Source organism: Paenibacillus faecis, from assembly GCF_008084145.1.
Taxonomy (GTDB): domain Bacteria; phylum Bacillota; class Bacilli; order Paenibacillales; family Paenibacillaceae; genus Fontibacillus; species Fontibacillus faecis.
The window spans coordinates 179,873-205,727 of the sequence record NZ_VSDO01000006.1 but is presented as its reverse complement, the minus strand read 5'-3'; the positions used below and the strand labels follow the sequence as shown (position 1 = coordinate 205,727).

Genomic DNA, 25,855 nt, shown 5'->3' with positions numbered 1-25,855 from the left:
TTTTTATGAACTCTCGAAACATTTCGGTCAGATCTAATGAACTTAGACGATTAATACGTGCTGGGACTGCATTTCTTATTTTGGATGGAATCGCTTGTTTATACTTCGGTAGCAAGTTCCATGGTAATCCTGGCGCTGCAGTCGCTGTTTGTCATGATTATGCGAATCTGTATAGTGTCGTGGTCTTCTTTGTCGGAGGAAGCGTACTGCTCGTCTACAGCGTGCTGAGTGGCTTTTCCTTAACCAATTACGATTCTTCAGACTGGATGTATTTCCCTTTGCTTGCAATTATCCCCACAATCTTCGGCCAGTATTTTTTCAATCGGCTGCTTAAGTCGATTGGAGCTACCACGGTGTCCGTAGGCATTATTGGAGAACCTGTTTTGGCTATTATACTGGCTTATCTCTTCCTAGGGGAAACCATCTCCGTCTTTCAACTTGTAGGCGGATTAATAACGCTTCTGGGTATGCTGTTGTATTTTTGACTGCAAACCTTGCAATATTCAGCGGCGAAGCGTTAATCTGTGCCGAAATGAAAGGGCGCGGCTCAAAGGATGCGTTATTGAGTTGAAAAGAACTAAAACATATCACTAATTATGTTGAAAAATTTAAGGTCAAATCCCATCAAATATACGATGGGATTTTTAATCATCCGCACAAGTCCGGGGCAAGAATATAGCTCGCTTGAAACTGTGCGGACGGCGCTAAGTTAATGAGGCATTATATGTCCTTGCCACTCATTTATCCCTTCATCCATACGATATGCTTTATAACCTTTTTGTTTTAATTTTTGAACTGCAAGTGCCGAGTATACACAAAGTGGTCCCTGACAGTAAGCGATGACTTCCGCATCTTTGGGAAGTTCCGACATCAATGTATCAAGTTCCTCCATTGGCATTGAAATTGCTCCGGATATATGGCCCATTTCAAATTCTTCTTTAGGACGCAGATCCACCAATACAATGGATTCATTATTCACTTTCTCCATAACTTCATCTATGGACAGCGTTTGAATACCATCAAGGTTGTTCAGAAAATCGTCTTTCAACTTTGCGATATCGGGAAGTTGCTTTTCGCTTATGCGCCAAAGGGATGACATGAAATCGATGACCTCCGGATCTGCCAAAGAATAAATGGCATAGGTTCCTTTTTTGGTGAACTTAACAAGCTTTGCATCAAGCAGAATTTGAAGATGGCGTGATACATTAGCCATATTCATGCCTGTGCATACTGCCAATTTCTCTACAGTTTTAGGACTTTGGGATAATACGTTTAAAATCTCCAGCCGTTTGTCACTCGAAAGACATTTCCCAATCCTTGCAAGCTGTTTATACAGTTCTTCTTTTAATATTTTAGCTGAAGCCAATGAACCTTCCATCATAATCAACCTCAATTCTGAGCTATTTTCTTTTGCTTTATCGCGATTACATCTATCTTCAAACATTAGCTTTATTTACTGAAATGAATCATAAAATCAATTGATTACTAAAAATTTTATCATGTTCTTAAATGTAATCAAAGTAGAGGGATGGGGTTTGCTTGACTAAAATAACAACACTGAAATATAATTCAATTAATCGATTGAATTGTTGAATTTAAGTAGATCGATACATTTATCCAATGGAGGTTCGAAATCATGGCAAAGGCATATCTTCAAATTACACTGAGAATTAATGCACCGGAAAGGGATGCGGCTACAAAGGTCTATACAACGTATAAGGAGCCTTTTCTTACAGGTATCCCTGGTGCCGTGTCTAAAGAATTGTTAGTACGTGATGAAGATGTTCAAGTTCTGCATGGTTTTAATAACGAGGCTGATGCTAAAGCGTACCTAGAAAGCGATCTTTTTACGAACGACGTTGTAGTGGGACTTAAAAACTTGCTTCAAGCTGAGCCGGAAATCCGCATTTATAATACATTTTAGAAATGATGTTGTGGACTATTCTCGAGTAAATAAATAAATTTAAACCGACATTGGCAGTTCAGCATGTCGGTTTATTTTCTAGTTTAGACCTACCCAGCAAGTAGAGCATGGAATATAGACTCCGATATACAAATTGGCTCTTCGAAAATAAGGAGAATGTTAATGATACAAGCATCCCTAGACAAACACGCATCAGCACAAATTCCCTATTCCATTGTTGAGTATGTGGAATCATCAGAGAAGCAACGCCAGTTGCATTCAAGAACAATGAAAGTTGTTATTGCTTCTCAAATTTGCGGTGGAGCTGGTCTAGCAGCAGGCATTACCGTAGGTGCATTACTCGCTCAAGACATGTTAGGTACTGACAGTTTCTCGGGAGTTCCTACTGGCCTTTTTACATTAGGTTCCGCTGGTGCGGCACTGATGGTTGGGCGACTGTCTCAAAGATTGGGAAGACGGACCGGACTTGCTGCAGGATTCTTGGCAGGAGGCTTTGGAGCTATTGGAGTTATCCTCGCAGCATTGTTCCACAGCATCCCCTTACTCTTTATTTCGATGTTGGTTTATGGAGCAGGTACAGCAACAAATTTACAGGCACGCTATGCAGGTACTGATCTTGCTTTACCCACGCAACGAGCGAAAACAATAAGCATGGCAATGGTTTTCACAACATTTGGTGCTGTTGCAGGCCCTAATCTTGTGGAGGTTACCGGGAAACTAGCATCTTCAATGGGTGCTCCTGCATTAACGGGCCCATTCATGCTCGCAGCTATAGCCTATATTTTAGCTGGCGTGATACTTCTCATTTTTTTACGCCCGGACCCGTTCATTGTAGCTAAGGCTATTGCTAACCTGCAACACGAAGGAACACACGGAGCAAAGTCAATTGAAGAAGGAAGCAGTATCAATAAAAAGGGGATAATGATCGGAGCCTCGATCATGGTGCTTACGCAAATTGTCATGATTGCGATAATGACAATGACCCCCGTTCATATGCAACATCATGGTCATGATTTAAGTAAAATCGGCCTAGTGATCGGAATACATGTGGCATCAATGTATTTACCGTCTTTAATCACTGGGGTACTCGTGGATAGATTCGGATATAATGTAATGGCTTATGCTTCCGGCTTTACCTTGTTGCTCTCTGGTTTGTTGGCTGCCCTCGTACCTGGTGATTCAATGGGATTAACCACACTTGCCCTGGCTCTTTTGGGATTAGGTTGGAACTTTGGTTTGATTAGTGGGACAGCGGCCATCGTTGATGGAGCCCCACCCCATGTTCGTGCAAAAACACAAGGGACAGTGGACGTACTAATTGCTTTATCAGGAGCATCCGGAGGAATGTTATCTGGTATGGTTGTAGCACACTCCAGTTATTCCACGCTTTCTTTAATTGGAGCTTTTTTGTCTCTGTTACTTATTCCAATCGTGGTTTGGTTTCGGAACAAGACGGCTTGCTGATCGGTGCCAGCGCGAATTTAATTGTGGCAGTCATGTCCGTTAAAGAAGGATTTCCGATTCGATTCGTGCAATATTTGTAGTATGGATTTCCGCTTATGTTGCTTTCAATCATGGCAAGCATTTATGTGCACCTACGGTATTTAATTTAATCGAGGGGGAATTTGATTGATGCTGACTTATCAATTTGATCCGGATGTGATTCAAATCCAAGAGAAGGCTAACGAAAAGGATGTGGAATTCGAAATCCAGGTCGTGAATGAAGAAGCGCTTGTTCATGAACTTAGGCAAATTCGAAAGTGGTTCGAAGCCAATGATGTGCATACGGACGTTCTGTTTTATGGCTACCCTGACCGCAAATTTAAAGTGATAGTGCGTCATGATTATTATGTGGAATTTGTATTGGAATTAATGAAGCACCGGCTTCTGCGAAGCGTGGAGTGGAAGAGGTAATCATAAAGGGGACTTTGGACTTTGTTCCCGGAATAATAAGTGCGATAAAAAATGGTTTTCCACGCTAAATTTAGGAATAGCATATGCCCGCATAGTTGAATGGACTGAGCCGAATTAATTTCGACTCAGTCCATATTGCTTGGTGCAGATAAAGCTATATTGTTTTTGTCCATTCAACGACACATATTTAACAACATGACACGAGCGTTCAATTATGAACCAACTCAATATCCGGATATTTTTCCGCGATTCGATCCATAGCGTTATTTGAAGCACCTTTGAGATACTGATCAAAAAAAGCAACACTTACCTCATTAATGATCCGATGAATCGATCTTGGATCTTCTCCCGGGTTAGGCAATAACGGGGAAAATAGATGGAAGTCCGTAAAACTCATATGGGAGGTATGCGGTATCGTCATCGTATATCCGCCTCCTTGCAGAGCATTCGTCCGCCTTCTCACCGTCTCTTCCCAAAATTCTTCGTATTCCTCTTTGGTTTTACCACTTTGGGCTATTGCTTGATCCAGCTTATTGTCGAATACGGTCTTATCGATGCTTTTTTCACCATTCATCTGTAGATATGGCTTAGTCAGTCCAGTGCCGGGCATAGGGTCTCCATATAAGGTTCCATCCATATTGATAGCGGCCTTGATACGGTTATCCTTCAGCAGCATCTGGGCAGCGGCGGCTCCACCGTAAGAATGTCCAAACATTCCGATTCGGTCTAAATCAAGACGGCCGGTAAAAAGGTTCTGTTCATCTTGTTTATTCAATTGTTCAAGTTGATCCAAAACAAAGGATACATCCTCGGTCCAAAGATGCATGTGTTCATCCAACGCTTCAAAACCTGAAGGGTTAGGCATCCGTATCAAAATCTCTCGGCCGTCCGGGTAGACTGTTGCGGCCGCGTCGTAGGGATGGTCGATCCCTACGACGATATAGCCGTAACTGGCCAGCTCTTCAACCTGGAAGGTATTCTGACCGCGGAAACCCGTCATGCCATGAGAGAAAATCAAGATCGGATATTGTTGCTCCGCTGAAGACAGACCGATATTGCTATAAGCATGGGTCTTAACAAGGCCCAGATGGCTTAGCGTCCATGCCGGGAATGACAGCGCATGTTCCAAACCTTGCGTAATAGCAGATACATCGCGAATGTAAGGCACGGTTTCCTGCATTGGTGCTTGGTCGGAAGGATACCAGAGCTGTACCATCAGCTCGCGGTGGTCCGTTGGATCGGCAGAGTATTCATCAGGCCGTTCATTGTCAATAAAGTGATATAAGGTTGTTCCCACAGAGTAGGGACCCTGAGGTTGATTAAAGGTAAACACAGGCAGTAGGACAGGTAATACGACCATGACTGCCGAGTAGAGGATCAACATTGCGGTCCACAACCAGGCTACGATATATCTTCTTTTTCTGGAGCGTTGTTGCCTTTCTTGTTTTCTAAAAATGATACAAATCGTAAGTATAACCGAAGCCGCATAACAAGGTATCATTTGCCAACGGAAATTCCCGACCATCATCTGTACGAGCGTTACGGCATATAGAGCGATTAACGAGTAAATCAGCCAGCTTTTTTTCGTTTTTTGTCCCCAAATGGTGGCTAATGCTAATACGATAATGAAAATAATGATAACCATTTCTCCGAATCTCAAAAAAGTTCCTCCTGTGTTTAACAGCTGCTGTCGTTTCTTTTTTCTAATATGAATCAGCTAGTTGCTCAAAATTACTTTAATAAACCAAAGCGGCGTACAACAAAAAGAGATGCAGGCAGGCCGAAAAGTAGATCAGCCAGGCCGCTTGGATATAAATCCGCTGGATGAAAAGCGTAATGATCATGATTGCCGGCATCAAAAATAGTCCAATATATTTGTTTACGAACTGGTCCGCTTGACCTCCGCTAAAATGGATCGGAATGTTTGGAGAACAATAAAAACTAACAATACATGAGGCTAGGATCGCCAGGACTGTGACTGACAACAGCATTTTAGGATGAAGATAAAGTTTCAAATTAGGGATACCTACCTTTCAATGGTGTGGAGGAGTATCAAAATATAGAACTAGCTTAGGCACACTAACGACCGTGCTGTCCTACAGGACCATGAAGATACCCCATTCTTAATATGTCGGTTTTTTGTAAAACTAATAGGTCATTTTTAATAGTAACGATTAAACGTAGTCTGTGTCAAACAGGGATCCATCAAGTCTTTATCGAGTGGGCAGCACTTCGAACTAGATTTGAGGACTACTGGGGGAAGGTGGAAGTGCGTTTCGACTATACCTGCCTATTTTGCTATATTTGGAAAAGGAAGTCGGAAGCAGCACTGAAGCAGTTAGAGTACAAAAACAAGGTAGCAATCGTACTTCACAGTTTTGAAATTATACCTACAGATTATGTAGGTGAAATCCGAGGTGATAAGCTTGAGTATTTTAAGATACAGTTACCCCACTATGTTAAAAAGAAGCAAAAGCTTGTCTTATCGACAGCAAATTACTTCAATGACAACGGTACTAATGAATTTTTTAGTAGAGCACAAGTTAATTGTTATAGAACCTTTCCATGAGGATGGTTCGATCAGGGACGACTTGGAAGTGCGGAGCTCTGATTTAACCGATTTAGGAAATACATTCTTCAAAGAAGTTTTCCCCAAATGGTCTGCGTATATTGATCGTGGCGGAGATATTCAAAAAACAACCATTCTTGTAAAGGGATTGAACAAGTTGCAAAAATAGCTCTATACCCATAAACATAATGGCGAGTTACATCCCTATCCCAGTCGCTCCAGCCGTGACATGCGCAAATGACCGCCAAGCGGGAAGGCTTTTGTGCGGTATCTAAACCTTTGAATCGGGTCCTTTACCATCTACACCGTGGCTTAAATGACTGGGTAATTTCTAAGGGGGTGCACCTCACCAATTTTATTCCTCGGCTGAAGTGCTAGCAGCTTTCAAATGCCCATAGGTCACAATTCTACTAAACTGAGCAGCTGCTTCATTGGCAGGAAGAGGCTGATCGTTTTTAATCCACCAAATGACAATTCCCATGAAAGCCGATACGAGATATTCGAGCAGCAATTCCTTAGAAATCGCTACAGGAGCATTTTCCTTAGGATTCCATCCCTCGTTTAATTTATCTTTAATGATACTCTCCATTTTTGCTCGAAACTGGTAGATTCTGTTCTCTTCAATTAACATGGCGTAGTAAAAGGTGATGTTGCGCGAAATATGTTCCAGTACGGTTTGCATCACTGTCTCAAGCATAGAAATACTGAAAGAGTTTATGCTGATGGGACAAAGAATGACGGCATCCTTTAGTTCGTTCAACAATTCATTTATACATGTATCTAATAAATTGGGTTTATTTTGGTAGTGAAGATAAAATGTATTTCGATTGATCATAGCCCGATCGGCAATATCCTGAATCGTTATCGCTTCATATCCCTTTTCCTGAATAAGCTCATAAAACGCCTTTCGAATCGATTGTTTCGTGCGAAGTATTCTTAGGTCAGTTTTCTTCTTCATTATTTTCTGTCCCCTTCAATTTATTTAGAGCAGTTAAACGACAAAGTTTATTGAGATGTCTGTTATCCTTCAAAACCAAAAATATTGAATATTGAGCCTGATTTTACCCCCTATTATAATGAGCGATAGATAAATAAACAACATTACGTTCATTATTTATCTAATGACTATAAAATTATAGGAGGATATACAAATGACATCAGAAAAACAAAATGAGCTTGTTCGTAAGGCAGTTGCCGTGCTGGAAAGTTTTGAGAGCGGAAATCCCGAAGCAATTAGTGCTTACGTTCATCCAGATCAATATATTCAGCATAACCAAGGGTTGTCTGATGGTCGTGCGGCCATGCTCGGTGCACTTGACCATTTAAAGGAAATTGGTACAAAGGTAAGTGTTAAGCGCGCTTTGGTTGACGGAGATTATGTAGTACTTCATTCCGTATACGAGTTTTTTGGCCCCAAAATCATTATTGATATTTTCCGTTTTGAGAATGGGTTGATTGTTGAACACTGGGATAATATGCAAGAGATGGAGGGCAAGACACCAAGCAACCATACGATGATTGACGGACCGGTCACGATAAAAGATATCGATAAGACAGAGGATAATAAAAAACTGGTCAAAAGCTATGTTGAAAACATACTGCTTGGGAAGAGTCCCGGTCTGCTAGCCACTTACTTTGATGGGGATAATTACATTCAGCATAGTCCGCATATTGCAGACGGCCTTTCCGGTCTCCATGCTGCACTGCAGGCGCTGAAGGAGAAGAACATCGAATTCGAATATACTCATGTCCATAAAGTGATTGGACAAGGTGATTTTGTGCTTACAGTGAGTGAAGGTTTCCTCAACGGTCAGCCTACTGCTTTCTATGATATTTTCCGCGTGGAGAAGGGGGAAATCGCCGAACATTGGGACGTCGTAGAGGCCATACTGCCGGCAGAAAAACGAAAAAATTCAAACAGCAGATTTTGAGTTTGGTGTATTTGGAGTAGAGGAACATGAGCATGCTGAAAGAAAAAATGACGTGGCTCGGAGTGGTAATCGTACTTGTTGTGTTGATCTTATTCGGATTGGCGACGATGGGCTCGGTGCTCGGTGCGGAGCCAAAAGGGATATCGGTGGCCCTCGTTAACCTTGACCAACCGGTGAAACTGCCGTCTGGCGGAACGTTAGAGGTAGGGAAGACAATCCAGGCGACATTAGGTGCGAACCCGGCGCTGCCATTTGTTTGGCATGTTATGGGTTCCGAGGAAGTAGCCCGGGAAGGGTTGGATAAACGCGAATATTACGGGGCGCTGGTGCTTCCGGCAGATTTGAGCAGTAGCTTGCTTTCGTTAGCAACTTCATCGCCGACTCATCCTCATGTGAAAATCATCGCTAACGAAGGCATGAGCACCCAAGCTTCGACGATAGTAACACAGGTATTGGGGCAAGCTCTAAGAATAATTGGCGAGGAACTTTCGCAACAACTGCTTGAACAGATGGCGCAGCAACAAGAACAAATTACAGCTGAGACGGCTAAAGCTTTTGTGACACCTATGAACATTCAAGAAGAAATCGTACATTCGCCGGGGGTTAACAACGCCTCGGGGAATGCACCGGCTTTGTTAACCCAGATTATGTGGATCGGCAGTCTGGTGACTGGAATCTTCTTGTTCCTGGCTAGCAAGAAGGCGATTGCTGTTGGTTCAAGTAGATGGGCAGTTAGTTTATCGCAAGCTATCGTCGGACTTGTGACCGTGAGCCTTGCGTCAGGTTTTACCATCTGGATGGCTTTATCGTGGTACGGGATGCAAATGGCAGATGCAGGGGGAACTTGGTTGTTCTTATGGCTGGTCGGATCAACGTTCTTCCTGCTGCAATCTTCCTTACTGAATTGGATCGGATTCCGGGCGATGCCGCTGCTTGTATTTCTGATGTTTTTCTCCATCCCGTTACTGAACATGGCTCCGGAATTCTTGCCACAGTCGGCGCGAGATTGGATCTATTCGTGGACGCCATTACGGTTTGCGGCAGGGGGGTTGCGCGAAGTGATGTACTTCGGCGGATTAGACGCGGCCTCTTCGAACGCTTTGATCTTGGGGGGCATAGCTGTAGGATTTCTGATGCTGCTGCTCGCTTCAGGATTTAAGGCCGGTCGAGCAACTGATGCCGCTCCTATTAATGATAATGTAGGTTGAAAATAGCAAGGAGCCGGCTGAGCTGTGTACTTGGTTCAGACTTTAGCGTGGAATGAAACGATTCAATGGGGCATTACCAGTGGGCGTACCCTTGCGGGACATGCTCATGGCAATGCCTTTTCACTTTACAGCGGCATATCCATCACGGCGTATGATAAGATCTTTATATAATGAAACGGCAAGAACAAGGAGGAGCCATGGATCTAAAAAACCTCTTTTTTCATATTCATTACTGCAACCGCCGGGATCCGAACGATCCAAGGAAGCCGTGGACCCGCATCACGCGAACCCTACAGCATCACGAGCTGGTCTTGGTGACCGGAGGGACCGGCCGTATTACTGTGGATAACCGAAGTCATGCGGTGCAGGAGGGCATGCTGTATTATATCCGTCCCGATATTGTGCACACGTTCGAGAACGATGCCCGCGATCCGATATGCTGCTTCACGGTGCATTTTAGCTGCGCGGATATCCGCTTCAACGACGGCGTCTGGTCGGTCGGGGACAAAGCGAATCCACTTCCGCTGCAAGAGGCGCAGCCGCTTAAAAAGGGCTATCAAATCGCCGATACGTTCAAAAAACTGGTGGAGAGCTGGTATGCCAAGCAGCCGGGGCACGAGCTGATCGCAAAGGTGTACCTTCAGCAGCTGCTGTTCGAAATTTTGCAACTTCGGTTAAAGCAAAATGAAAATCACGCCATCAGCTTAAAGGTCGAGAAAGTGATCGAATACATGCATCAGCATATCGGGCAGCGCGTGACTTTGGCGGAGTTGGCGGACCGAGTCCATTTGTCCTCGTATTACCTGTCCCGGGCGTTCAAGAGCACGACGGGATACTCGGTCATTGAATTTTTCAACAAAATCAAAGTGGACAAAGCCAAGGAACTGCTTGCCGAGGGAGACAGAAAAGTTAAGGAAGTCGCTGCGGAGCTTGGATTTGCCGACGAGTTTTATTTCAGCCGAATCTTTAAGCGAATAGAAGGGATCAGTCCTTCCGAATTTTACAGCAAAATTGTCCATGGAATTTAAAATTATGCATGGTGTAATGCCTTTCTTTCCGTTAATATAATCCTGCAATATTGTTCATTGCGCATGCGCAGACATTTCATTTTCACGGGTTTTAACAGAAGGAAGGCTTTGCTGTATGCCGATTTGGAGAAGGAATTTGCTCGTGTGCTGGTTCGGTATGTTTGTGACGGGGATCGGCATGAGCCAGATCGCGCCGATTTTGCCGCTATACATCCGGCAGCTTGGAGTCGACGATCCCGGAGCCGTCGCGCGGTATTCCGGACTCGCGTTCGGAATCACATTTATCGTGTCGGCGATTTTTTCACCGATTTGGGGACTGGCCGCGGATAAATACGGGCGCAAGCCGATGCTGCTGCGGGCCAGCCTGGGGATGGCGATCGTGATCGGCTGCATGGGGGTGGCTCCGAATGTGTACGCCCTCATCGGATTAAGGATGCTGCAAGGGGTGATCACGGGCTATGGAACCGCCTGCACAACGTTGATCGCCACCCAAACGGACAAGGAGCATGCGGGCTTTGCTTTAGGCACATTGTCCACGGCTAATATCGCCGGTTCCTTGCTGGGGCCGACGATCGGAGGGCTTATCGGGGAAAACTTCGGGATGCAAAACGATTTTTTTCTCATCGGCGCGCTGATGTTGATCGCTTTTGCGACGACGGTGTTGTTCGTGAAGGAAAATTTTACGCGGACGGAGACCAAAGTGCCAGGAATGAAAGAAATTTGGAGCGCGATTCACGAGAAAAGCTTGACGTTGACTTTGTTCGTTACCTTTTTCGTCTTGAGTGTGGCCATGTATTCCGTGGAACCGGTCATCACCGTGTACGTCAACCAGCTTACCCAAGGGGCAAGCCATGTCGCGCTGATCGCCGGAATCGCTTTTTCGGCCTCGGGGCTGGCCAATATGTTGGCTGCGCCTCAGCTCGGCAAGGTGTCCGATCGAGTGGGAACCCATAAAGTGATGCTGGCCGCACTGCTTGCGGCGGGCTTCGTGTTTATCCCGCAAGCTTTCGTTACGAACGCTTGGCAGCTGACGGGGCTGCGCTTTTTGCTGGGGATCGCGGCGGCGGGGCTGAATCCGTCGGTCAATACGCTGATCAAAAAAATAACGCCCGACTCCCTGACGGGCCGCGTGTTCGGCTTCAGCATGGCGGCCGGGTATTTGGGCGTTTTCGCCGGTTCCGTGATGGGTGGACAGGTGGCGGGTTGGCTCGGCGTCAAATATGTATTCTTCACGACCAGTGCTTTGCTGTTGGCAAACGCGGTTTGGGTCTATTTTAGAGTGTACCGGAAAATGAACAGGGCGCAGGGAAGCGTCGATGCGGAAGCCAACAAATGAAAAGGAGAGCTGAAATATGACGGATTTGAAAGTGACGGATATTGAAATCGGGAAAACGGCGCTCGTCGTGATTGACCTCCAGCAGGGGATCGCCAATTCCGGACGTCAAGTCGCTCCTTATACGAGCGGTCAGGTCATTCAGAACGCTGGCAGACTGGCGAACGCGTTTGCAGAGAAAGGCGGGTTCGTTGTGCTGGTCCGCGTTTCATCGTCCCCGGACGGCAAAGATTCGCTGAAGCCGCAAACCGATCAGCAGCTCGTTATCGGACAATATCCCGAAGGCTGGGATCGCATCCTGCCGGAATTGGCCGGCGTGAAAAACGCCCATGTCGTCACCAAGCGGCAGTGGGGCGCGTTCTACGGCACGGATTTGGATCTGCAGATGCGGCGCCGCGGCATCGATACGATCGTGCTGTGCGGGATTTCCACCTCCATCGGCGTGGACACGACGGCCAGAGAGGCGTTCCAGCACGGGTACCAACAAATTTTTGCCGAAGATGCCATGACTGCGTCAACGCGGGAAGAACATGATTATGTATGCAAACATATTTTTCCGCGGATCGGCAAGATCCGGACGACGGATGAAATCGTTTCGGCTTTGAACTAAAAATGCACCGGAACAGGCTGTCCCGAGCGCTTAGTCCGCTTGGTGGCAGCCTGTTTGTTTTGGAGCGTGGGTACGGATACGTCGCCTCGGAAGGAATCTGGTTGCGGGGGAGTTGTCGAGGGACAAGGACATGGTCCCAAATGGGAGATCAAACCCTATTGACAAAGCAACTACTACGTGTTACTTTATAGCGGTAGTAAGTAATACTAAATACCAGTCATACAGAATAGTGAAGGGTGATTGTGTTGGAAAACCTTACGGAAATGCTCAAAGGGGTGCTGGAGGGCTGCGTCCTTGAGATTATAAGCCGCAATGAAACTTACGGTTACGAAATCACGCGGCAGCTGAACGCCCTCGGCTTCAAGGATGTTGTGGAGGGAACGGTGTACACCATCCTGATCCGGCTTGAAAAAAACAAGCTGGTAGAGGTCACCAAAAAGCCCTCCGACATGGGGCCGCCACGAAAGTTTTTCGCGCTCAATGAAGCGGGGAGCGAGGAGCTGCGGAGGTTCTGGGAAAAATGGGAGTTCGTATCCTCAAAAATTAACGAGTTAAAGGAGAGGAAGTAATGAATTTCTGGAATAAAATAACTGGCAATGATATGAATAAAGAATTCAAAGCTTTTGAATTGCGAGCCCAAAAGCTGCCGGTTGAATATCAAGCGGCATGGAAAGAAATCAATGCCTATCTCTGGCCGCACTCCGATTTCACCGGCCGCAACCTCATGCCAATTCTTGACGGCGTGCTTGGCCTGCTCGAAGAATCGGCTGCGGAGGGTCAGAGTATCCATGAGGTGCTGGGTGACGATATCAATGGCTTCTGTTCAGCATTGGCCGGCGAAGAAGGGGCAAAGTCTTATCGCGACAAGTGGCGCGAGCAGCTCAACAATACTATTGCAAAAAAATTAGGCAAATAGGAGGTGGATATGATGAGAATACGAGACATCATCGAAGGCAAAAAAGAGTGGCGGGCGCACGTGGCGCGTGTTAAAGCGCTTCCGCAGGATTACCAGATCGGTTTATAAAGAGATCCAGAAATATCTCTTCAAGGTAGGCCCCGTTGAGCTTACCGACGGGACGGGGTTGCTCTCGGGGATCGTCGATCTTTTTGAAGAGGGCGCAGCCATGGGAAAAGGCGTACTCGAAGTGACGGGCAGAGACGTAGCGGCCTTCTGTGACGATCTAATTCAAGATTCAAAAACTTACGCTGAAATCTATCTAGAGTCCGTTGCCCAAAAAGGTAACCAGGCCAAGGATAAAAAGAAGTAAGGGGGATTTCGGGATGGAAAAGGCAATGGATGTGAAAGGTCTGCGAAAGTCTTTCAAGGGCAAAGAAGTCCTAAAGGGCGTCGATTTTGAAGTGAAACGAGGTGAGATTTTCGCCTTGCTTGGCTCCAACGGCGCGGGCAAGACGACGATGGTCAGAATCCTCGCCACGCTGCTCAAACAAGACGGAGGCACCGCCATGGTAAACGGATTCGACGTCGCCTTAGAACCCGAGAAAGTGCGGCATGCGATCAGTCTGACCGGGCAATTTGCCGCCGTGGACGAGATATTGACCGGACGAGAAAATTTGATCATGCTTGCCAAGCTGCGGCATCTAAAAAATCCGCGTCAGGTTGCAGACGACATGCTTAAACGCTTCGGCTTGACAGACGCCGCTGACCGCAGGGCTTCTACGTATTCAGGCGGTATGCGCCGCAGGCTCGACATCGCCTTGAGCCTTGTCGGAAGTCCGCGGATTATTTTCCTGGATGAGCCGACTACCGGACTTGACCCGGAGGCGCGCATCGAGGTTTGGAAGATCGTCGAGGAGCTGGCGGCTGGCGGCACGACGATACTCTTGACCACGCAGTATTTGGAGGAAGCCGAGCAGTTGGCCGACCGAATCGCCATTCTTCACGGAGGCAGAATTATCGCGAACGGTACGCTTTCAGAGCTGAAAGAATTGTTCCCATCCACAAAGGTGGAGTATGTTGAAAAACAGCCGTCGTTAGAGGAAATATTCCTTGCAATAATCGATAAAAAGGAGGCTGTCTAAATGGATACGATGAAGAACCACTTTTTCAGCGATATGGGCGTTATGCTTGGACGTTCCATGCGTCATATTTTCCGCAGCATGGACACCATCATCACGGTCTGTTTCACTCCGATTGCGATGATGCTGCTGTTCGTCTACGTGTTTGGCGGCGCAATCCAAGCCGGTACGGATAATTATGTAAATTACCTGTTGCCCGGTATCCTGCTGATGGCTATTGCAAGCGGTATTTCCTATACGGCTTACCGTTTGTTCTTGGATAAACAACGGGGCATCATCGAGCGGTTTCATACCATGCCGATTGCGCGTTCCGCCGTACTGTGGGGGCATGTGCTGACCTCGCTGGTATCCAATGCGATTTCGCTTGTCGTCATCATTCTGGTTGCCTTGCTTATGGGCTTCCGCTCGTCGGCGGGGGTACTGCCTTGGCTTGCCGTAGCCGGTATTCTCATGCTGTTCACGCTTGCCTTGACTTGGGTGGCGACGATTGCCGGACTGTCCGCCAAATCGGTAGAAGGCGCAAGCGCGTTTTCCTATCCGCTAATCTTTCTGCCGTTTATCAGTTCGGCATTTGTACCCACCGAGTCGATGCCACGGTTCGTTCGCGCCTTTGCCGAAAATCAGCCGGTAACCTCGATCGTGGAATCCATCCGAGCGCTTCTGTCCGACCAACCAGTGGGCAATGATATTTGGGTCGCTCTCGCTTGGTGCTTAGGGATACTGATCGTCGCATATCTAGTCGCGGTACGTGTATACAAACGGAAAGAGACTTAATGTTTGTTCTGGTAACTCAACAATTAAAAGACGATAGCCCGGCGGTGGAACCGATCCATCGCTGATTTTTATTGCTGCAGGACAAAGTCTTGCGGGGAGATATGGCAAGCATTTACAAAATGAATTAAACTGTGTTAATTTATTTAATGAAGTTAACTTTATAATATAAATAGAAAATGGGATTAAATAAAGGATGAGATTACTTTGGTTAGGAAACAAAATACTGTTCCATTGTTGAAAAGATACTGGGTATCTTCTATTGGTGTGTTCTTGTTGTCACAAATATTCTTTATTATATCTGAAGCAACTGGATGGAAACTAAATTACAGAGATACCCATGGAACGATACTTGGAAGAATACTTGATACTCCAATTTTTGCTGAATGGTTTAATTTCTATGAAACGCCCCATTATAATTTGCTGACCGTATTTTTTGGTGTCTTTTTCCTTGTTCCTGGAATGATAAGCGCAATAAAAAATGGTTTTTCTCACTAAATTTAGGAATAGCATGCCGGCTGATTATTTTCGAGGAATTTTATAATAAATTGTGCATTGCTCTTATATAAACCTCCTCTTTGAATCGGTACTATAGGAGATGTAAACAGATATCTGCTATTCAAAAGGAGGTTTCACAATGTTTATATGGAAGCGTTTACTTAAGGTGGCGATGACAGCTTCACTGGTAGGATCGTTGGCCGCCTGCGGCGGAGGAGGAGGAAATTCTGCCGATCATTCGCAAACAGGAAATTCTGGAAACGCGGCTGCGAACACGAGCAACAAGCAAGTTAAGCTGCGGATTATGTGGTGGGGGTCACAGGATCGGCATCAGGCTACGTTAGCCGCTCTTGATTTGTACACGAAAAATCATCCTAACATCACTTTTGAACCGGAGTATTCCGGTATGGACGGTTATCTGGATAAGCTCTCCACGCAAGCGGCGGCTAAAAATGCTCCGGATATCGTTCAATTGGATCCGGGCTGGATGCCGGACTGGATGAGCCGGAATCAATTGACGCCATTGACCGATGTGGATGTATCCAAATTCGATCCGAAGCTGCTCGCGGGCGGCTCGCTTGACGGCCAACAATACGCTGTTCCGCTTGGATCGGTTGCGTTCGGCATGATTTACGATAAAGCCGCCCTCGACAAACTGGGCATTCCAACTCCGGCCAACGGCTGGACATGGGACGATTTCTTCGCGTTAGCCGAATCGTCCAAATCCAAGCTGCCGGAAGGACAATACTTCGTTAAAGATTATGCCGCCAACTACTTCGTGTATTCGGCTTATCAATACGCTAAAGGCAAGGGCCCGGTCATTACGGACGACGGCCATTTCAACATCGACCGTGATACCTTCATCGACTGGGCGAATCACTTTGACAAGCTCCGGAAGGAAGGATTGGTGCCTCCGGCAGACGTAAACACGGCGGACAAAGAGCTTGATCCGCAAATGGATCTGATGGTTTCGGGCAAAATTTTGTTCCGTTACAGCTTCTCCAATGCGCTCACTTCTTGGGACAGCTTGAAAAAAGGCGCTTACTCCCTTGTGACGATGCCTCGTGCGGAGCAAGCGGGGGGATGGGTGAAGCCCTCCATGTATTTGGCGGTTACCAATGACTCCAAAAACCAAAAAGAAGCGATCGAATTTGTGAACTGGTTCGTTAATGATCCGGAAGCGGCTAAGACCCTGGGCACTCTGCGCGGTATCCCGGCAAATAGCGAAAGCGCCAAAATTCTGGAATCCAGCATGAGCGAAACGGATAAAGGCGGTCTGGACATGTATAACGCTTCCGCACCTGACGCGCAAACCTGGACGGCAGGCGCTGGCGGTTGGACGAACTTTATTGATAAAGACTTCCCTTATGTCCATGACCAACTCAGTTTCGGTAAAATTACCCCGGAACAAGCTTTTGATCAATTGAAGGAAGCTTCCGCATCTTACGAAAACTAAGCTTGGCCAGACGCAAAACCCGGAACGCTAACCTTGTTCCGGGTATTATATTACCCGTTTCAGAGATTATAGGAATAGAAGGGGGAGAAAACATGCCGCTTCGAATCGAGGATGTTATTCATGAACTCATCAGGCCCGTGGGGCAGCTCGAAACAACGGTGGATGTGCTTGAATTCGGAGATCCGTCGGCGGAAGTCAGGGGAATCGCCACGGCGTTTGTGGCCTCTTCTGACGTCATTCGTCAGGCCGCAAAGGCAGGGGCAAATCTGCTGATCAGCCACGAAGGGATATTTTTCAGCCATCATAATAATAGAGAGGCCATTAAAAATGATTCTGTAGCCACGGAAAAACGAAAGCTGATCGAGGAAACCGGAATGGCTATTTTCAGGTTTCATGATTATTGGCATCGTTATCAGCCCGACGGGATTATGGCCGGTCTGATCGAGCAGTTGGACTGGCAGAAGCACCTTGCGGAATATCACCCGGCATCGGCCATCATCCAAATTCCGGAGGCGAGCGTACGTGAAATTGCCGGCCACCTCAAGAGCAAGCTTGGCGTTCCGTATGTGCGCGTCGTTGGCGACCTGTCCATGATATGTTCGCGAATTGGCCTGCTCGCGGGATACAGGGGCGGCGGCCTTACGGCGATTCCGCTTTTTGAGCAGGAAAACTTGGATTTGATTATATTGGGCGAAGGTCCGGAGTGGGAAACGCCCGAATATGTAAGAGATGCCGTGCAGCAAGGAAAACGCAAGGCCATCATCGTCTTGGGCCACGCGCAAAGCGAGGAGCCCGGCATGAATTATTTGGCGGGTGTGCTCAGGGCGCGGTACCCCGGCCTTCCCGTTTATTTTGTTGCTGAAAAGCCGCTTTTCCAAATTATTTGACAGGAGCGTAGTGGACGCATGAGCCATACACCATTTTTCGCAAAAAACACGGGCTATCAGGCCTGGCTTGGGTATAACCGGTTAGCAGGTAAAACGCTTGAACAGTATGCTGATTATCGCCGCATTGTCGTTGCGGAGCAGGATGAAATCATCGCTTCCGCCGTGGCCGAACTCGTCCGCGGACTGGAAGGGATGTTGGGGCAAACGCCCGAAATTTCACATACCTGGGATGGCGGTTCAGGCATTGTGATTGGAACCATCGGCGGCAACTCGCTGCTTCAGGAATTCATTGACGAAGAAACGCGCGCAGGCATCGGGGCGGAAGGCTTCGCGATCCAAAGCGATGCGTCCGCCGGACGCATCGCCATTGGCGCGGTTTCTTCCGCAGGCGTGTTGTACGGCGTTTTCCATCTGCTAAGACTGATTGGTATTGGCAGCCCCATCAGCGCTATTCATATCGTGGAAAATCCGGTCAACCAACTCCGGATGATCAACCAATGGGACAATATCGACGGGTCGATCGAACGCGGTTATGCCGGGAACTCGATTTTTTATGCGGACGGCAAAATCACCTCCGATTTGCAGCGAATTCGCGATTATGCCAGGCTATTGGCATCCACCGGAGTGAATGCTCTATCGATCAACAATGTAAATGTGCACCGCTTGGAAACGATGCTGATTACGGAAGCGTATTTGCCGGAGGTGGCCGGGCTTGCCGGGATTTTCCGCAATTACGGGATCAATTTGTTCCTCAGTATCAATTACGCAGCGCCGCTGGAGATCGGCAGCCTGCCCACGGCTGATCCTCTGGACCCGGAGGTTAAGCGGTGGTGGCGCGAGCGGGCGGCGGACATTTACCGTTATATCCCCGATTTCGGCGGTTTTCTCGTCAAAGCCGATTCGGAGAACCGGCCCGGGCCATTCACCTACGGCCGCGACCACGCGGACGGCGCCAATATGCTGGCCGAAGCGCTGGACCCGCACGGCGGCGTCGTGATCTGGCGTTGCTTCGTATACAACTGCAAGCAGGATTGGCGCGACCGGAAGACGGACCGGGCCAGAGCGGCGTACGATCATTTTGTCCCGCTGGACGGCCGCTTTAATGATAACGTCATCCTGCAGGTAAAAAACGGGCCGATCGATTTTCAGGTGCGTGAGCCCGTGTCGCCGCTTCTCGGCGCAATGCCTGCCACAAACCAGATGATCGAGTTTCAGATTACCCAGGAGTATACCGGGCAGCAGCGGCATGTTTGTTATCTGGTGCCGCAATGGAAGGAAGTGCTGGAATTCGATACGTATTTGCAGGGGGAGGGTACTCCAATCAAACGCATCGTTGATGGTTCGGTTCATGGGAGCCGGTACAGTGGCTTCGCTGCTGTTTCCAACATCGGGGACGATGCCAACTGGACCGGGCATTTGCTGGCTCAGGCCAATTTGTACGGATACGGCCGGCTCGCTTGGAATCCGGAGCTGACCAACGAGGAAATCGCGGAGGAGTGGATCCGCCTGACGTTTGGGGACGACGAGCGGGTGGTCCGGACGATTCGCGGTATTTTGCTGGACTCCATAAGTATTTACGAATCCTATACGGCACCGCTTGGCATCGGGTTTATGGTCAATCCCAATCATCATTACGGGCCTAACGTCGACGGTTATGAGTATTCGATGTGGGGGACGTACCATTTTGCCGATTGCCGCGGGATCGGTGTGGACCGGACCAAAGCGACGGGTACGGGATACACGGCCCAATACGCCGAGCCCAATTTCAGGCTGTACGAATCTTTGGAGAGCTGCCCGGATGAACTGCTGCTGTTTTTCCATCATGTCCCGTACACCCATGTCCTGCATTCCGGCAAAACGGTCATCCAGCACATCTACGATACGCATTTCGAAGGCGCGGAGCTCGCCGCCCGGTTGGAAGAAACCTGGGGCAGCCTGGCCGGCCTGATCCCCGAGTCGCTGCACAAGCAGGTCGCGGTCCGGCTGGCGGAGCAAGCGGAACACGCCAAAGAATGGCGGGACCAGATCAACACGTATTTCTTCCGCAAAAGCGGCATCCCTGACGAACGGGGCAGACGGATTTATTAATAGGCGTGACGGATTGCCGTTGGCGGTTTCAAGAATTTCATTTGCGGACTTATTTCGGAGGAATGGGGAGCCATTCCTCTGTTTGCGTTAAGAGTATAAACGAAAAGGTGACGCCGTGTCCGTTAGGATTTTTTCGTGATATTTTAAAAGAAATCGAGGATTACCCTCATTTAACCGCCTAGGAGACCCATCTATACTTAAGCTATCAGACAAACTACAGAGGTGATCGCATATGGGTCGTTCCGCACCCGTAGCCGCAAATCAGGAGAGGATCGTGAAGAAAAGACGACGTTCTTTTTTGAAAAAATGGGATGCTCCCATTGCCGGCTATTTATTTATTTCGCCTTGGCTGATCGGCTTTATCGGGCTCACGGCGTATCCGCTTTTATTATCGCTGTATTATTCGTTTACGAATTACACCCTGCTCAGACCGATCGAATGGGTAGGAACCAAAAACTACGTCAACATCTTTAGCTCGGATCCGAAGTTTGAAGAATCCCTTCGCGCTACGTTCCAATACGTGATCGCCTCCGTCCCTTTAAAGCTGATCGCGGCTTTGTTGATCGCCATGCTGCTGAACAAAGCCATTCGTGGAATCGGGGTATATCGCACAGCGATCTATTTTCCATCGCTGATCGGCGGAAGTATCGCCGTATCCATGCTGTGGCGGAACATCTTTGGCGTAGAGGGAATTTTCAACAAAATCATCGCCGCCTTTGGGTTCGAAGGCAAGGGTTGGATCACCAGCCCGGATACCGCGATGAGTACGCTCGTTCTGCTTGCGGTTTGGCAGTTTGGTTCCGCGATGGTGATTTTCTTGGCGGGGCTGAAGCAAATTCCGAACGACTTGTACGAGGCTTCCTCCGTAGACGGGGCGAACCAATTTGTTCAGTTTTTCCGCATTACGCTTCCGATGTTGTCGCCGATTATTTACTTCAATCTGATCATGGGCGTGATCAACGCGTTCCAAATGTTCACCTCCGCGTTTGTCATCACCAACGGAGGTCCGATGAACTCGACCTACGTATACGCCCTCTATCTGTACGAACGTGCGTTTAGCCGGTATCAGCTCGGATACTCCTCGGCGCTCGCCTGGATCATGCTGGTCATCATCGTTATCGCATCGCTGATCATCGCCGGAACGTCGAGATATTGGGTGTTCTATGAAACGGAGACGGAAGGGAGAAAGAGACGCAGATGATGATCAAAATAAAACCGTTCATCCGGCATATTTTCATGATTCTGTTCAGTTTTGTGATGGTCTACCCGGTGCTTTGGTGGATCGGCGCATCGCTTAAAAGCAATACCGAACTGGGATCGCCGAATATTTTCCCTAAGGTTCCGCAATGGAGCAACTTCGTGAAAGGCTGGAATTCGGTTCCCGGACACACGTTTACGGACTTTTATCTTAATACCTTCGGCCTGGAGATCGCCGTGTTGGCCGTCACCTTGATCTCCAGCTCGCTGGTGGCCTTCGGGTTTGGCAGACTGAACTTTCCGCTGAAGAACTTTTGGTTCTCCATTTTCATGTTAACCTTGATGATGCCCGGACAAGTATTGATCATTCCGCAATACTCTTTGTTCCATCAGCTGGGCTGGGTCAATACGTATTTGCCGTTTATTGTCCCTCACTTGGCAGCGGCAGGCGCCGGCGGTACGTTTTTCGTCTTCCTGCTTATTCAATTCATCCGGGGGATTCCGAAAGAGCTGGACGAATCGGCCAAAATCGACGGCTGTTCCTGGTTCGGCATTTTCTGGCGGATCGTGCTGCCGTTGACCAAACCGGCTATCGTCACCGTCATGATCTTCTGCTTCCTTTGGAACTGGGATGATTTTCTCGGCCACTTGCTGTATATCAACTCGGTTGACAAATATACGGTCAGCCTGGCGCTGCGGATGATCAACGATTCCCAGTCCGCTCAAGAATGGGGCCAGCTTCTGGCGATGTCGCTCGTATCCATTCTGCCGGCCACTTTCGTATTCATGTTCCTGCAAAAGTATTTTGTTGAAGGCATTGCCACAACCGGAATAAAGGGATAAGGATGGTGGGCCGCCAATAATATAACGGTAGAGCTTTGCCGAAACGATTCGTTTCGCGGCTTTACCGTTTTTTCTCCTTATGTACCGGAAAGGAGCACCCGAGAGATGATCAGCCCTTTTAAAAAATTCCGCGTCGACACCCTTTTTTTTCGCAGCTTTGCCGTAGTCATCGTGGTCGTGGTCGCCTGCATCGCGTGGGCCAGCTACATTATTTCCTCCAACGAGCTAGTTAAAACCAGCTCGCTGTATCAGCAGCGGCTGCTGGATGAGTTGAACAACGAGATTATGACGCGTCTTACGATGATCGAACAGATTTCGCTGTCCACCTCCCGCGATAACGAGATTATCTCTTTTCTTAAGGATCGGCGGGACCAATACGACACTTATCGGCGTTCCATCAACGTTGTAAATGCATTGGCCAATCTAACCTATTCGATTCCGTTGATCCAAGGCATCGATTTATATATGGAACACCCTTTTCAGCGGGAAGAGGACAATTACATCCAGTTCCGGGACCTGAACAAGCTAAACCAAGAGGCTTGGGCCGGCGCTTTTGTGAACAATGATTTCGCCTGGTCCACTGAACATGACATTAATAGCTTCCAAGGAGAAGTCCCGGTGCTCAGTTTTGGCCGCAAAATCGTGTACGATGACAAGTACCTGGGGGTACTGGTGATTCATATTAAATATAAAGAGATCGTCAAAATACTGGCCGGCCATACCTCCAATGCCAATCGGCTGATGGTGGACTCCCAGGGCAGGGAATTGGTCAGAACCGGACAAGTTTTGGACCATACGGAGCTGTCCGAATGGATCAATGCCAAAGACGAGGAATCGGGGCATGTCCGGATCCGGGGAAATGCCAAAATCGGCGATTCGCTGCTCGTATATTCCAAATTGCAGGACTCCAACTGGACGCTGGTGGAGATTTCCTCGTGGAAGCAAATCACCGAAGGCAGTTATACGCTTGCCATGGTGATCGGGTTTATCGGTCTCGCCGCCATTTTGTCGGTCCTCCTGCTAACCCATTATCTCAGCAGCCAGTTTACGAAGCCGATCAAACAGCTTGTTACGGCCATGCGGTCGGATTTCGTCGATGGCAATAAAACGGAGCTTCCCCGCGATTACGAAAACGAATTCGGGTATCTGTTTGCCGGTTACCGCAAGCAGAACGAGCGGATTGAGGAACTGTACCGCTCGCTCGAACGGCGGTACGAGCAGCAGCGCAAAGCGGAGATTGAGGCGCTGCAGGCCAACATTAATCCTCATTTTCTCTATAATATGCTGGACCAGTTGAACTGGATGGCCATTGAAGCTGGGCAGGATGAGCTTAGCCGCATTCTTGAGCTGATGGGACGCATGTTCCGTATCGGCTTGTCGAACGGCAACAGCTTCATCACGATTGCCGAGGAACTGGAACATATTACTTGTTATTTGGAAATCCAGCAACTTCGCTGGGGCGAAGGACTTGAATTCGAGATTGAAGCACCGCCGGAGCTTCGCGACTTGTATATACCGAAGCTAACGCTCCAGCCGTTCGTGGAAAACTCGATCGTTCACGGCTTTAATGCCCGGAGCCGCGGCTTTATTCGCATCCGGTTCGAGGATACAACCGATAGCTTGCAAATCACGATCGAAGACGACGGAGCCGGGCTCAGTAAGGCCGCCGACAGGAAACAGCCTCGCCGCACAGGCGGGTACGGGATGCGCAATGTGAGGGAAAGGATCGCGGGTTACTTCGATGACCGCTATGGAGTCAAACTGGCGGAGCGGGAAGAAGGCGGTGCTCGCGTCGTGGTCGATTTGCCGCGTCTGACGGAGCCTCCCCAGTCTGCGGGGAAGGATAAGTAAGAGGATTAGGAGGACAGCGAAATGTGGAAAATTGCCATTGTGGATGATGAACGTCAGGTACTTCAGGGCATGAAGCGGGCAATACCATGGGAACAGCTCGGCGCCGTATGGGCGGGTGAAGCGCTGAATGGAGCGGACGGCCTGGACATGATCCGCGAGACAGAACCCGATATCATTATCACGGACATCTATATGCCGTCGATGAACGGCCTGGACATGATCGAACAGTTGAGAAAGGAAGGGTACGATGGCAAGATCATTATTTTGAGCGGTTATTCCGATTTCGAATACGCGAGGCAAGCGTTAAGATTTAACGTAAGTGACTACGTGTCCAAACCGATCAGCGTTCCGACGCTAAAAAGGATTTTGTCCAAGGTGGTCGAGGAACTAACGGAGGAGGAAGAGAAGCGGATCAAGCAAGGCGAGGTCGAGCAGAAACTCAAGCTTTACGAGCCTTTTATCGAAAAAGAATGGGTAAGATCCGCGGTGGTCGGAACGCTTGAGGGCACATACCGCTCTCCCGACAGCTTGCCGCGTCCATACCGGTATTGGTCGAAATGCAATCATATCGCCATCGGCATCGATACGGTCCGCGATATGCGGGCCAGTCAACTCCCTTTGACCGATTGGAACCTGTTCCGGTTTGCCATCAGCAATATCGCGTGCGAGGTGGCGCGTAAAATCTTTGCGGCGATCGAATATACCGAGCTGCACAGCTCCCGAGCGGTGCTGATCGTCCACCCCCAGCCGGAGGAGAATCGCGGGGAATTGGAGGAGCGGCTGAAGGAACTGGGCATGAAGCTGATCGAAAGCGTTAAATGTTATGTGAAGCTCCAGATTCGCGTCGGCATCGGGGAAATAAAGCAAGAATGGACGAAAATTCCCGACTCAACCGAAGAGGCGTTTCGCGCGATTGATTTGAGAACCCAGCGGCTCACCCCGAACTACGAGATGTATGGGTACGAGAGAGAAGAGAAGGAGAGCGAAAATCAGCAGTCCATCATTTTGTTTCCGGTCAAATTTTACGTTGAAATTGCGGGTGCGATCAAATCGTCCCAGGAGGAAGAAGCCAAGGCCCTGATTGAAGAGCAAGTGAAGCTGTTGGAAAATCAGAAAGCGATTACACCGGAGTATATTCAAATGCAGGCCGGCGAGGTGTGGGGGGTATTCAACTACAGCTTATATGAAGCAGGCATTTTGCTGAATGACTTGTTCCCGAACGATCTCATCGCCAAAGAATTGATTTCGCTGACGGATCCGGTTCAACTCGGTGAATGGTTGTGTTCCAAGATATCCGTGATATGCAGAAGCCGCCAGCTTCGGGGGAACAGCAAACACCGGCAGGTCGTCGATTTCATGACTCATTATATCCATGAGCATTACGCCGAAGATGTTACGTTAGCCGAGCTTTCGGAAAAAATCTATATTTCGCGGAACCATCTGTCCATTATTTTTAAAAACATCACAGGGGAAACCTTCAACAATTACCTCACCCGCGTGAGAATCGAGAAAGCCCGGGAGCTGCTGCTTGAGCGCAACATGCTCGTTTATGAGGTGGCGGAAAAGGTCGGATACAAAAATGTGCCGTATTTCAGCACCTTGTTCAAAAAGATCACGGGAATGAAGCCGACGGATCTGATCTTAGTTAAATAAGAATCACTACGGCCAAAAAGAGGTGGACCGGCTCCAGCAAATTTAGTTTTACCGCGA

General features: G+C 48.2%; 25 protein-coding genes and 2 pseudogenes. 23 read left to right on the top strand and 4 right to left on the bottom strand.

Going from position 1 to position 25,855, the window contains the following annotated elements; translation table 11 throughout:
• The first annotated feature begins 5 nt into the window (after positions 1–5).
• Positions 6–485: a DMT family transporter gene (locus FRY98_RS26145; RefSeq protein WP_249043540.1), complete on the top strand. Its 480-nt coding sequence runs from the start codon at positions 6–8 to the stop codon at positions 483–485.
• 224 nt (positions 486–709) lie between these two features.
• Here the strand turns inward: FRY98_RS26145 and FRY98_RS26140 are convergent, their stop codons facing one another.
• Positions 710–1,378, bottom strand: coding sequence for an ArsR/SmtB family transcription factor (locus FRY98_RS26140; protein WP_148457974.1), 669 nt, complete (start codon positions 1,376–1,378; stop codon positions 710–712).
• Between the two features lie 258 nt (positions 1,379–1,636).
• Between FRY98_RS26140 and FRY98_RS26135 the strand changes: the two genes are divergently transcribed.
• The 3 genes from FRY98_RS26135 (at position 1,637) to FRY98_RS26125 (ending at position 3,838) form a co-directional block, all read left to right on the top strand.
• Positions 1,637–1,924 carry a hypothetical protein gene (locus FRY98_RS26135; protein WP_148457651.1) on the top strand — a complete coding sequence of 96 codons (288 nt, stop codon included), beginning with the start codon at positions 1,637–1,639 and terminating at the stop codon, positions 1,922–1,924.
• A 162-nt stretch (positions 1,925–2,086) separates the two neighbouring features.
• Positions 2,087–3,388 carry an MFS transporter gene (locus tag FRY98_RS26130; RefSeq protein WP_148457650.1) on the top strand — a complete coding sequence of 434 codons (1,302 nt, stop codon included), beginning with the start codon at positions 2,087–2,089 and terminating at the stop codon, positions 3,386–3,388.
• Positions 3,389–3,556: 168 nt separating this feature from the next.
• A complete protein-coding gene (locus tag FRY98_RS26125) occupies positions 3,557–3,838 on the top strand; it encodes a hypothetical protein (protein ID WP_148457649.1) in 282 nt (93 codons plus the stop codon).
• Between the two features lie 208 nt (positions 3,839–4,046).
• Here FRY98_RS26125 and FRY98_RS26120 read toward each other — a convergent pair whose 3' ends face one another.
• Both FRY98_RS26120 and FRY98_RS29575 read right to left on the bottom strand, forming a co-directional pair.
• Positions 4,047–5,498: an alpha/beta hydrolase family protein gene (locus FRY98_RS26120; protein ID WP_148457648.1), complete on the bottom strand. Its 1,452-nt coding sequence runs from the start codon at positions 5,496–5,498 to the stop codon at positions 4,047–4,049.
• A 190-nt stretch (positions 5,499–5,688) separates the two neighbouring features.
• Positions 5,689–5,829 (bottom strand): annotated as a pseudogene (locus tag FRY98_RS29575) (DUF1648 domain-containing protein); the annotation flags it as partial.
• Between the two features lie 426 nt (positions 5,830–6,255).
• On the opposite strand from FRY98_RS29575, the gene FRY98_RS26110 reads away from it, so the two are divergent.
• Positions 6,256–6,576 (top strand): hypothetical protein, encoded by a 321-nt coding sequence (locus tag FRY98_RS26110; RefSeq protein ID WP_211373372.1) that lies wholly within the window; start codon positions 6,256–6,258, stop codon positions 6,574–6,576.
• 186 nt (positions 6,577–6,762) lie between these two features.
• On the opposite strand, the gene FRY98_RS26105 is transcribed toward FRY98_RS26110, so the two are convergent.
• The gene (locus FRY98_RS26105) at positions 6,763–7,365 is read right to left on the bottom strand and encodes a TetR/AcrR family transcriptional regulator (RefSeq protein ID WP_148457645.1); all 603 of its coding nucleotides are present in this window, start codon (positions 7,363–7,365) and stop codon (positions 6,763–6,765) included.
• A 193-nt stretch (positions 7,366–7,558) separates the two neighbouring features.
• Here FRY98_RS26105 and FRY98_RS26100 point away from each other — a divergent pair, with 193 nt between their 5' ends.
• The 18 genes and pseudogenes from FRY98_RS26100 to FRY98_RS26015 all read left to right on the top strand — a co-directional run bounded on the left by FRY98_RS26100 (position 7,559) and on the right by FRY98_RS26015 (position 25,798).
• Positions 7,559–8,338 (top strand): nuclear transport factor 2 family protein, encoded by a 780-nt coding sequence (locus FRY98_RS26100; RefSeq protein WP_148457644.1) that lies wholly within the window; start codon positions 7,559–7,561, stop codon positions 8,336–8,338.
• Positions 8,339–8,364: 26 nt separating this feature from the next.
• Complete coding sequence (locus FRY98_RS26095) at positions 8,365–9,546, top strand: YhgE/Pip domain-containing protein (RefSeq protein WP_148457643.1); 1,182 nt, start codon at positions 8,365–8,367, stop codon at positions 9,544–9,546.
• Between the two features lie 197 nt (positions 9,547–9,743).
• A complete protein-coding gene (locus FRY98_RS26090) occupies positions 9,744–10,574 on the top strand; it encodes an AraC family transcriptional regulator (RefSeq protein ID WP_148457642.1) in 831 nt (276 codons plus the stop codon).
• A gap of 115 nt (positions 10,575–10,689) precedes the next feature.
• Entirely contained in the window at positions 10,690–11,910 is a 1,221-nt protein-coding gene (locus tag FRY98_RS26085; RefSeq protein ID WP_148457641.1) for a multidrug efflux MFS transporter, read from the top strand.
• Positions 11,911–11,926: 16 nt separating this feature from the next.
• Entirely contained in the window at positions 11,927–12,517 is a 591-nt protein-coding gene (locus FRY98_RS26080; protein ID WP_148457640.1) for a hydrolase, read from the top strand.
• A 263-nt stretch (positions 12,518–12,780) separates the two neighbouring features.
• Positions 12,781–13,086 (top strand): PadR family transcriptional regulator, encoded by a 306-nt coding sequence (locus FRY98_RS26075; RefSeq protein WP_276508735.1) that lies wholly within the window; start codon positions 12,781–12,783, stop codon positions 13,084–13,086.
• Positions 13,086–13,433 carry a DUF1048 domain-containing protein gene (locus FRY98_RS26070; RefSeq protein ID WP_148457638.1) on the top strand — a complete coding sequence of 116 codons (348 nt, stop codon included), beginning with the start codon at positions 13,086–13,088 and terminating at the stop codon, positions 13,431–13,433. The genes FRY98_RS26075 and FRY98_RS26070 overlap by 1 nt, the downstream gene beginning before the upstream one ends.
• A 12-nt stretch (positions 13,434–13,445) precedes the next feature.
• Positions 13,446–13,785 (top strand): annotated as a pseudogene (locus FRY98_RS26065) (DUF1048 domain-containing protein).
• Positions 13,786–13,798: 13 nt separating this feature from the next.
• Positions 13,799–14,557: an ABC transporter ATP-binding protein gene (locus tag FRY98_RS26060; RefSeq protein ID WP_148457637.1), complete on the top strand. Its 759-nt coding sequence runs from the start codon at positions 13,799–13,801 to the stop codon at positions 14,555–14,557.
• Positions 14,558–15,328, top strand: a complete 771-nt coding sequence (locus FRY98_RS26055) for an ABC transporter permease (RefSeq protein ID WP_148457636.1) — start codon at positions 14,558–14,560, stop codon at positions 15,326–15,328. It begins immediately after the preceding gene.
• A 204-nt stretch (positions 15,329–15,532) separates the two neighbouring features.
• Complete coding sequence (locus tag FRY98_RS26050; RefSeq protein ID WP_148457635.1) at positions 15,533–15,823, top strand: YfzA family protein; 291 nt, start codon at positions 15,533–15,535, stop codon at positions 15,821–15,823.
• Positions 15,824–15,962: 139 nt separating this feature from the next.
• Positions 15,963–17,279 carry an ABC transporter substrate-binding protein gene (locus FRY98_RS26045; protein WP_148457634.1) on the top strand — a complete coding sequence of 439 codons (1,317 nt, stop codon included), beginning with the start codon at positions 15,963–15,965 and terminating at the stop codon, positions 17,277–17,279.
• Between the two features lie 92 nt (positions 17,280–17,371).
• Complete coding sequence (locus tag FRY98_RS26040; RefSeq protein WP_148457633.1) at positions 17,372–18,166, top strand: Nif3-like dinuclear metal center hexameric protein; 795 nt, start codon at positions 17,372–17,374, stop codon at positions 18,164–18,166.
• 18 nt (positions 18,167–18,184) lie between these two features.
• The gene (locus tag FRY98_RS26035; protein ID WP_148457632.1) at positions 18,185–20,254 is read left to right on the top strand and encodes an alpha-glucuronidase family glycosyl hydrolase; all 2,070 of its coding nucleotides are present in this window, start codon (positions 18,185–18,187) and stop codon (positions 20,252–20,254) included.
• A 232-nt stretch (positions 20,255–20,486) separates the two neighbouring features.
• Positions 20,487–21,455, top strand: a complete 969-nt coding sequence (locus tag FRY98_RS26030) for a carbohydrate ABC transporter permease (protein ID WP_148457631.1) — start codon at positions 20,487–20,489, stop codon at positions 21,453–21,455.
• Positions 21,452–22,294, top strand: a complete 843-nt coding sequence (locus FRY98_RS26025) for a carbohydrate ABC transporter permease (protein ID WP_148457630.1) — start codon at positions 21,452–21,454, stop codon at positions 22,292–22,294. The genes FRY98_RS26030 and FRY98_RS26025 overlap by 4 nt, the downstream gene beginning before the upstream one ends.
• 105 nt (positions 22,295–22,399) lie before the next feature.
• Complete coding sequence (locus tag FRY98_RS26020; RefSeq protein ID WP_148457629.1) at positions 22,400–24,145, top strand: sensor histidine kinase; 1,746 nt, start codon at positions 22,400–22,402, stop codon at positions 24,143–24,145.
• Positions 24,146–24,166: 21 nt separating this feature from the next.
• A complete protein-coding gene (locus tag FRY98_RS26015; protein ID WP_148457628.1) occupies positions 24,167–25,798 on the top strand; it encodes a response regulator transcription factor in 1,632 nt (543 codons plus the stop codon).
• The last annotated feature ends 57 nt before the right edge of the window (positions 25,799–25,855 follow it).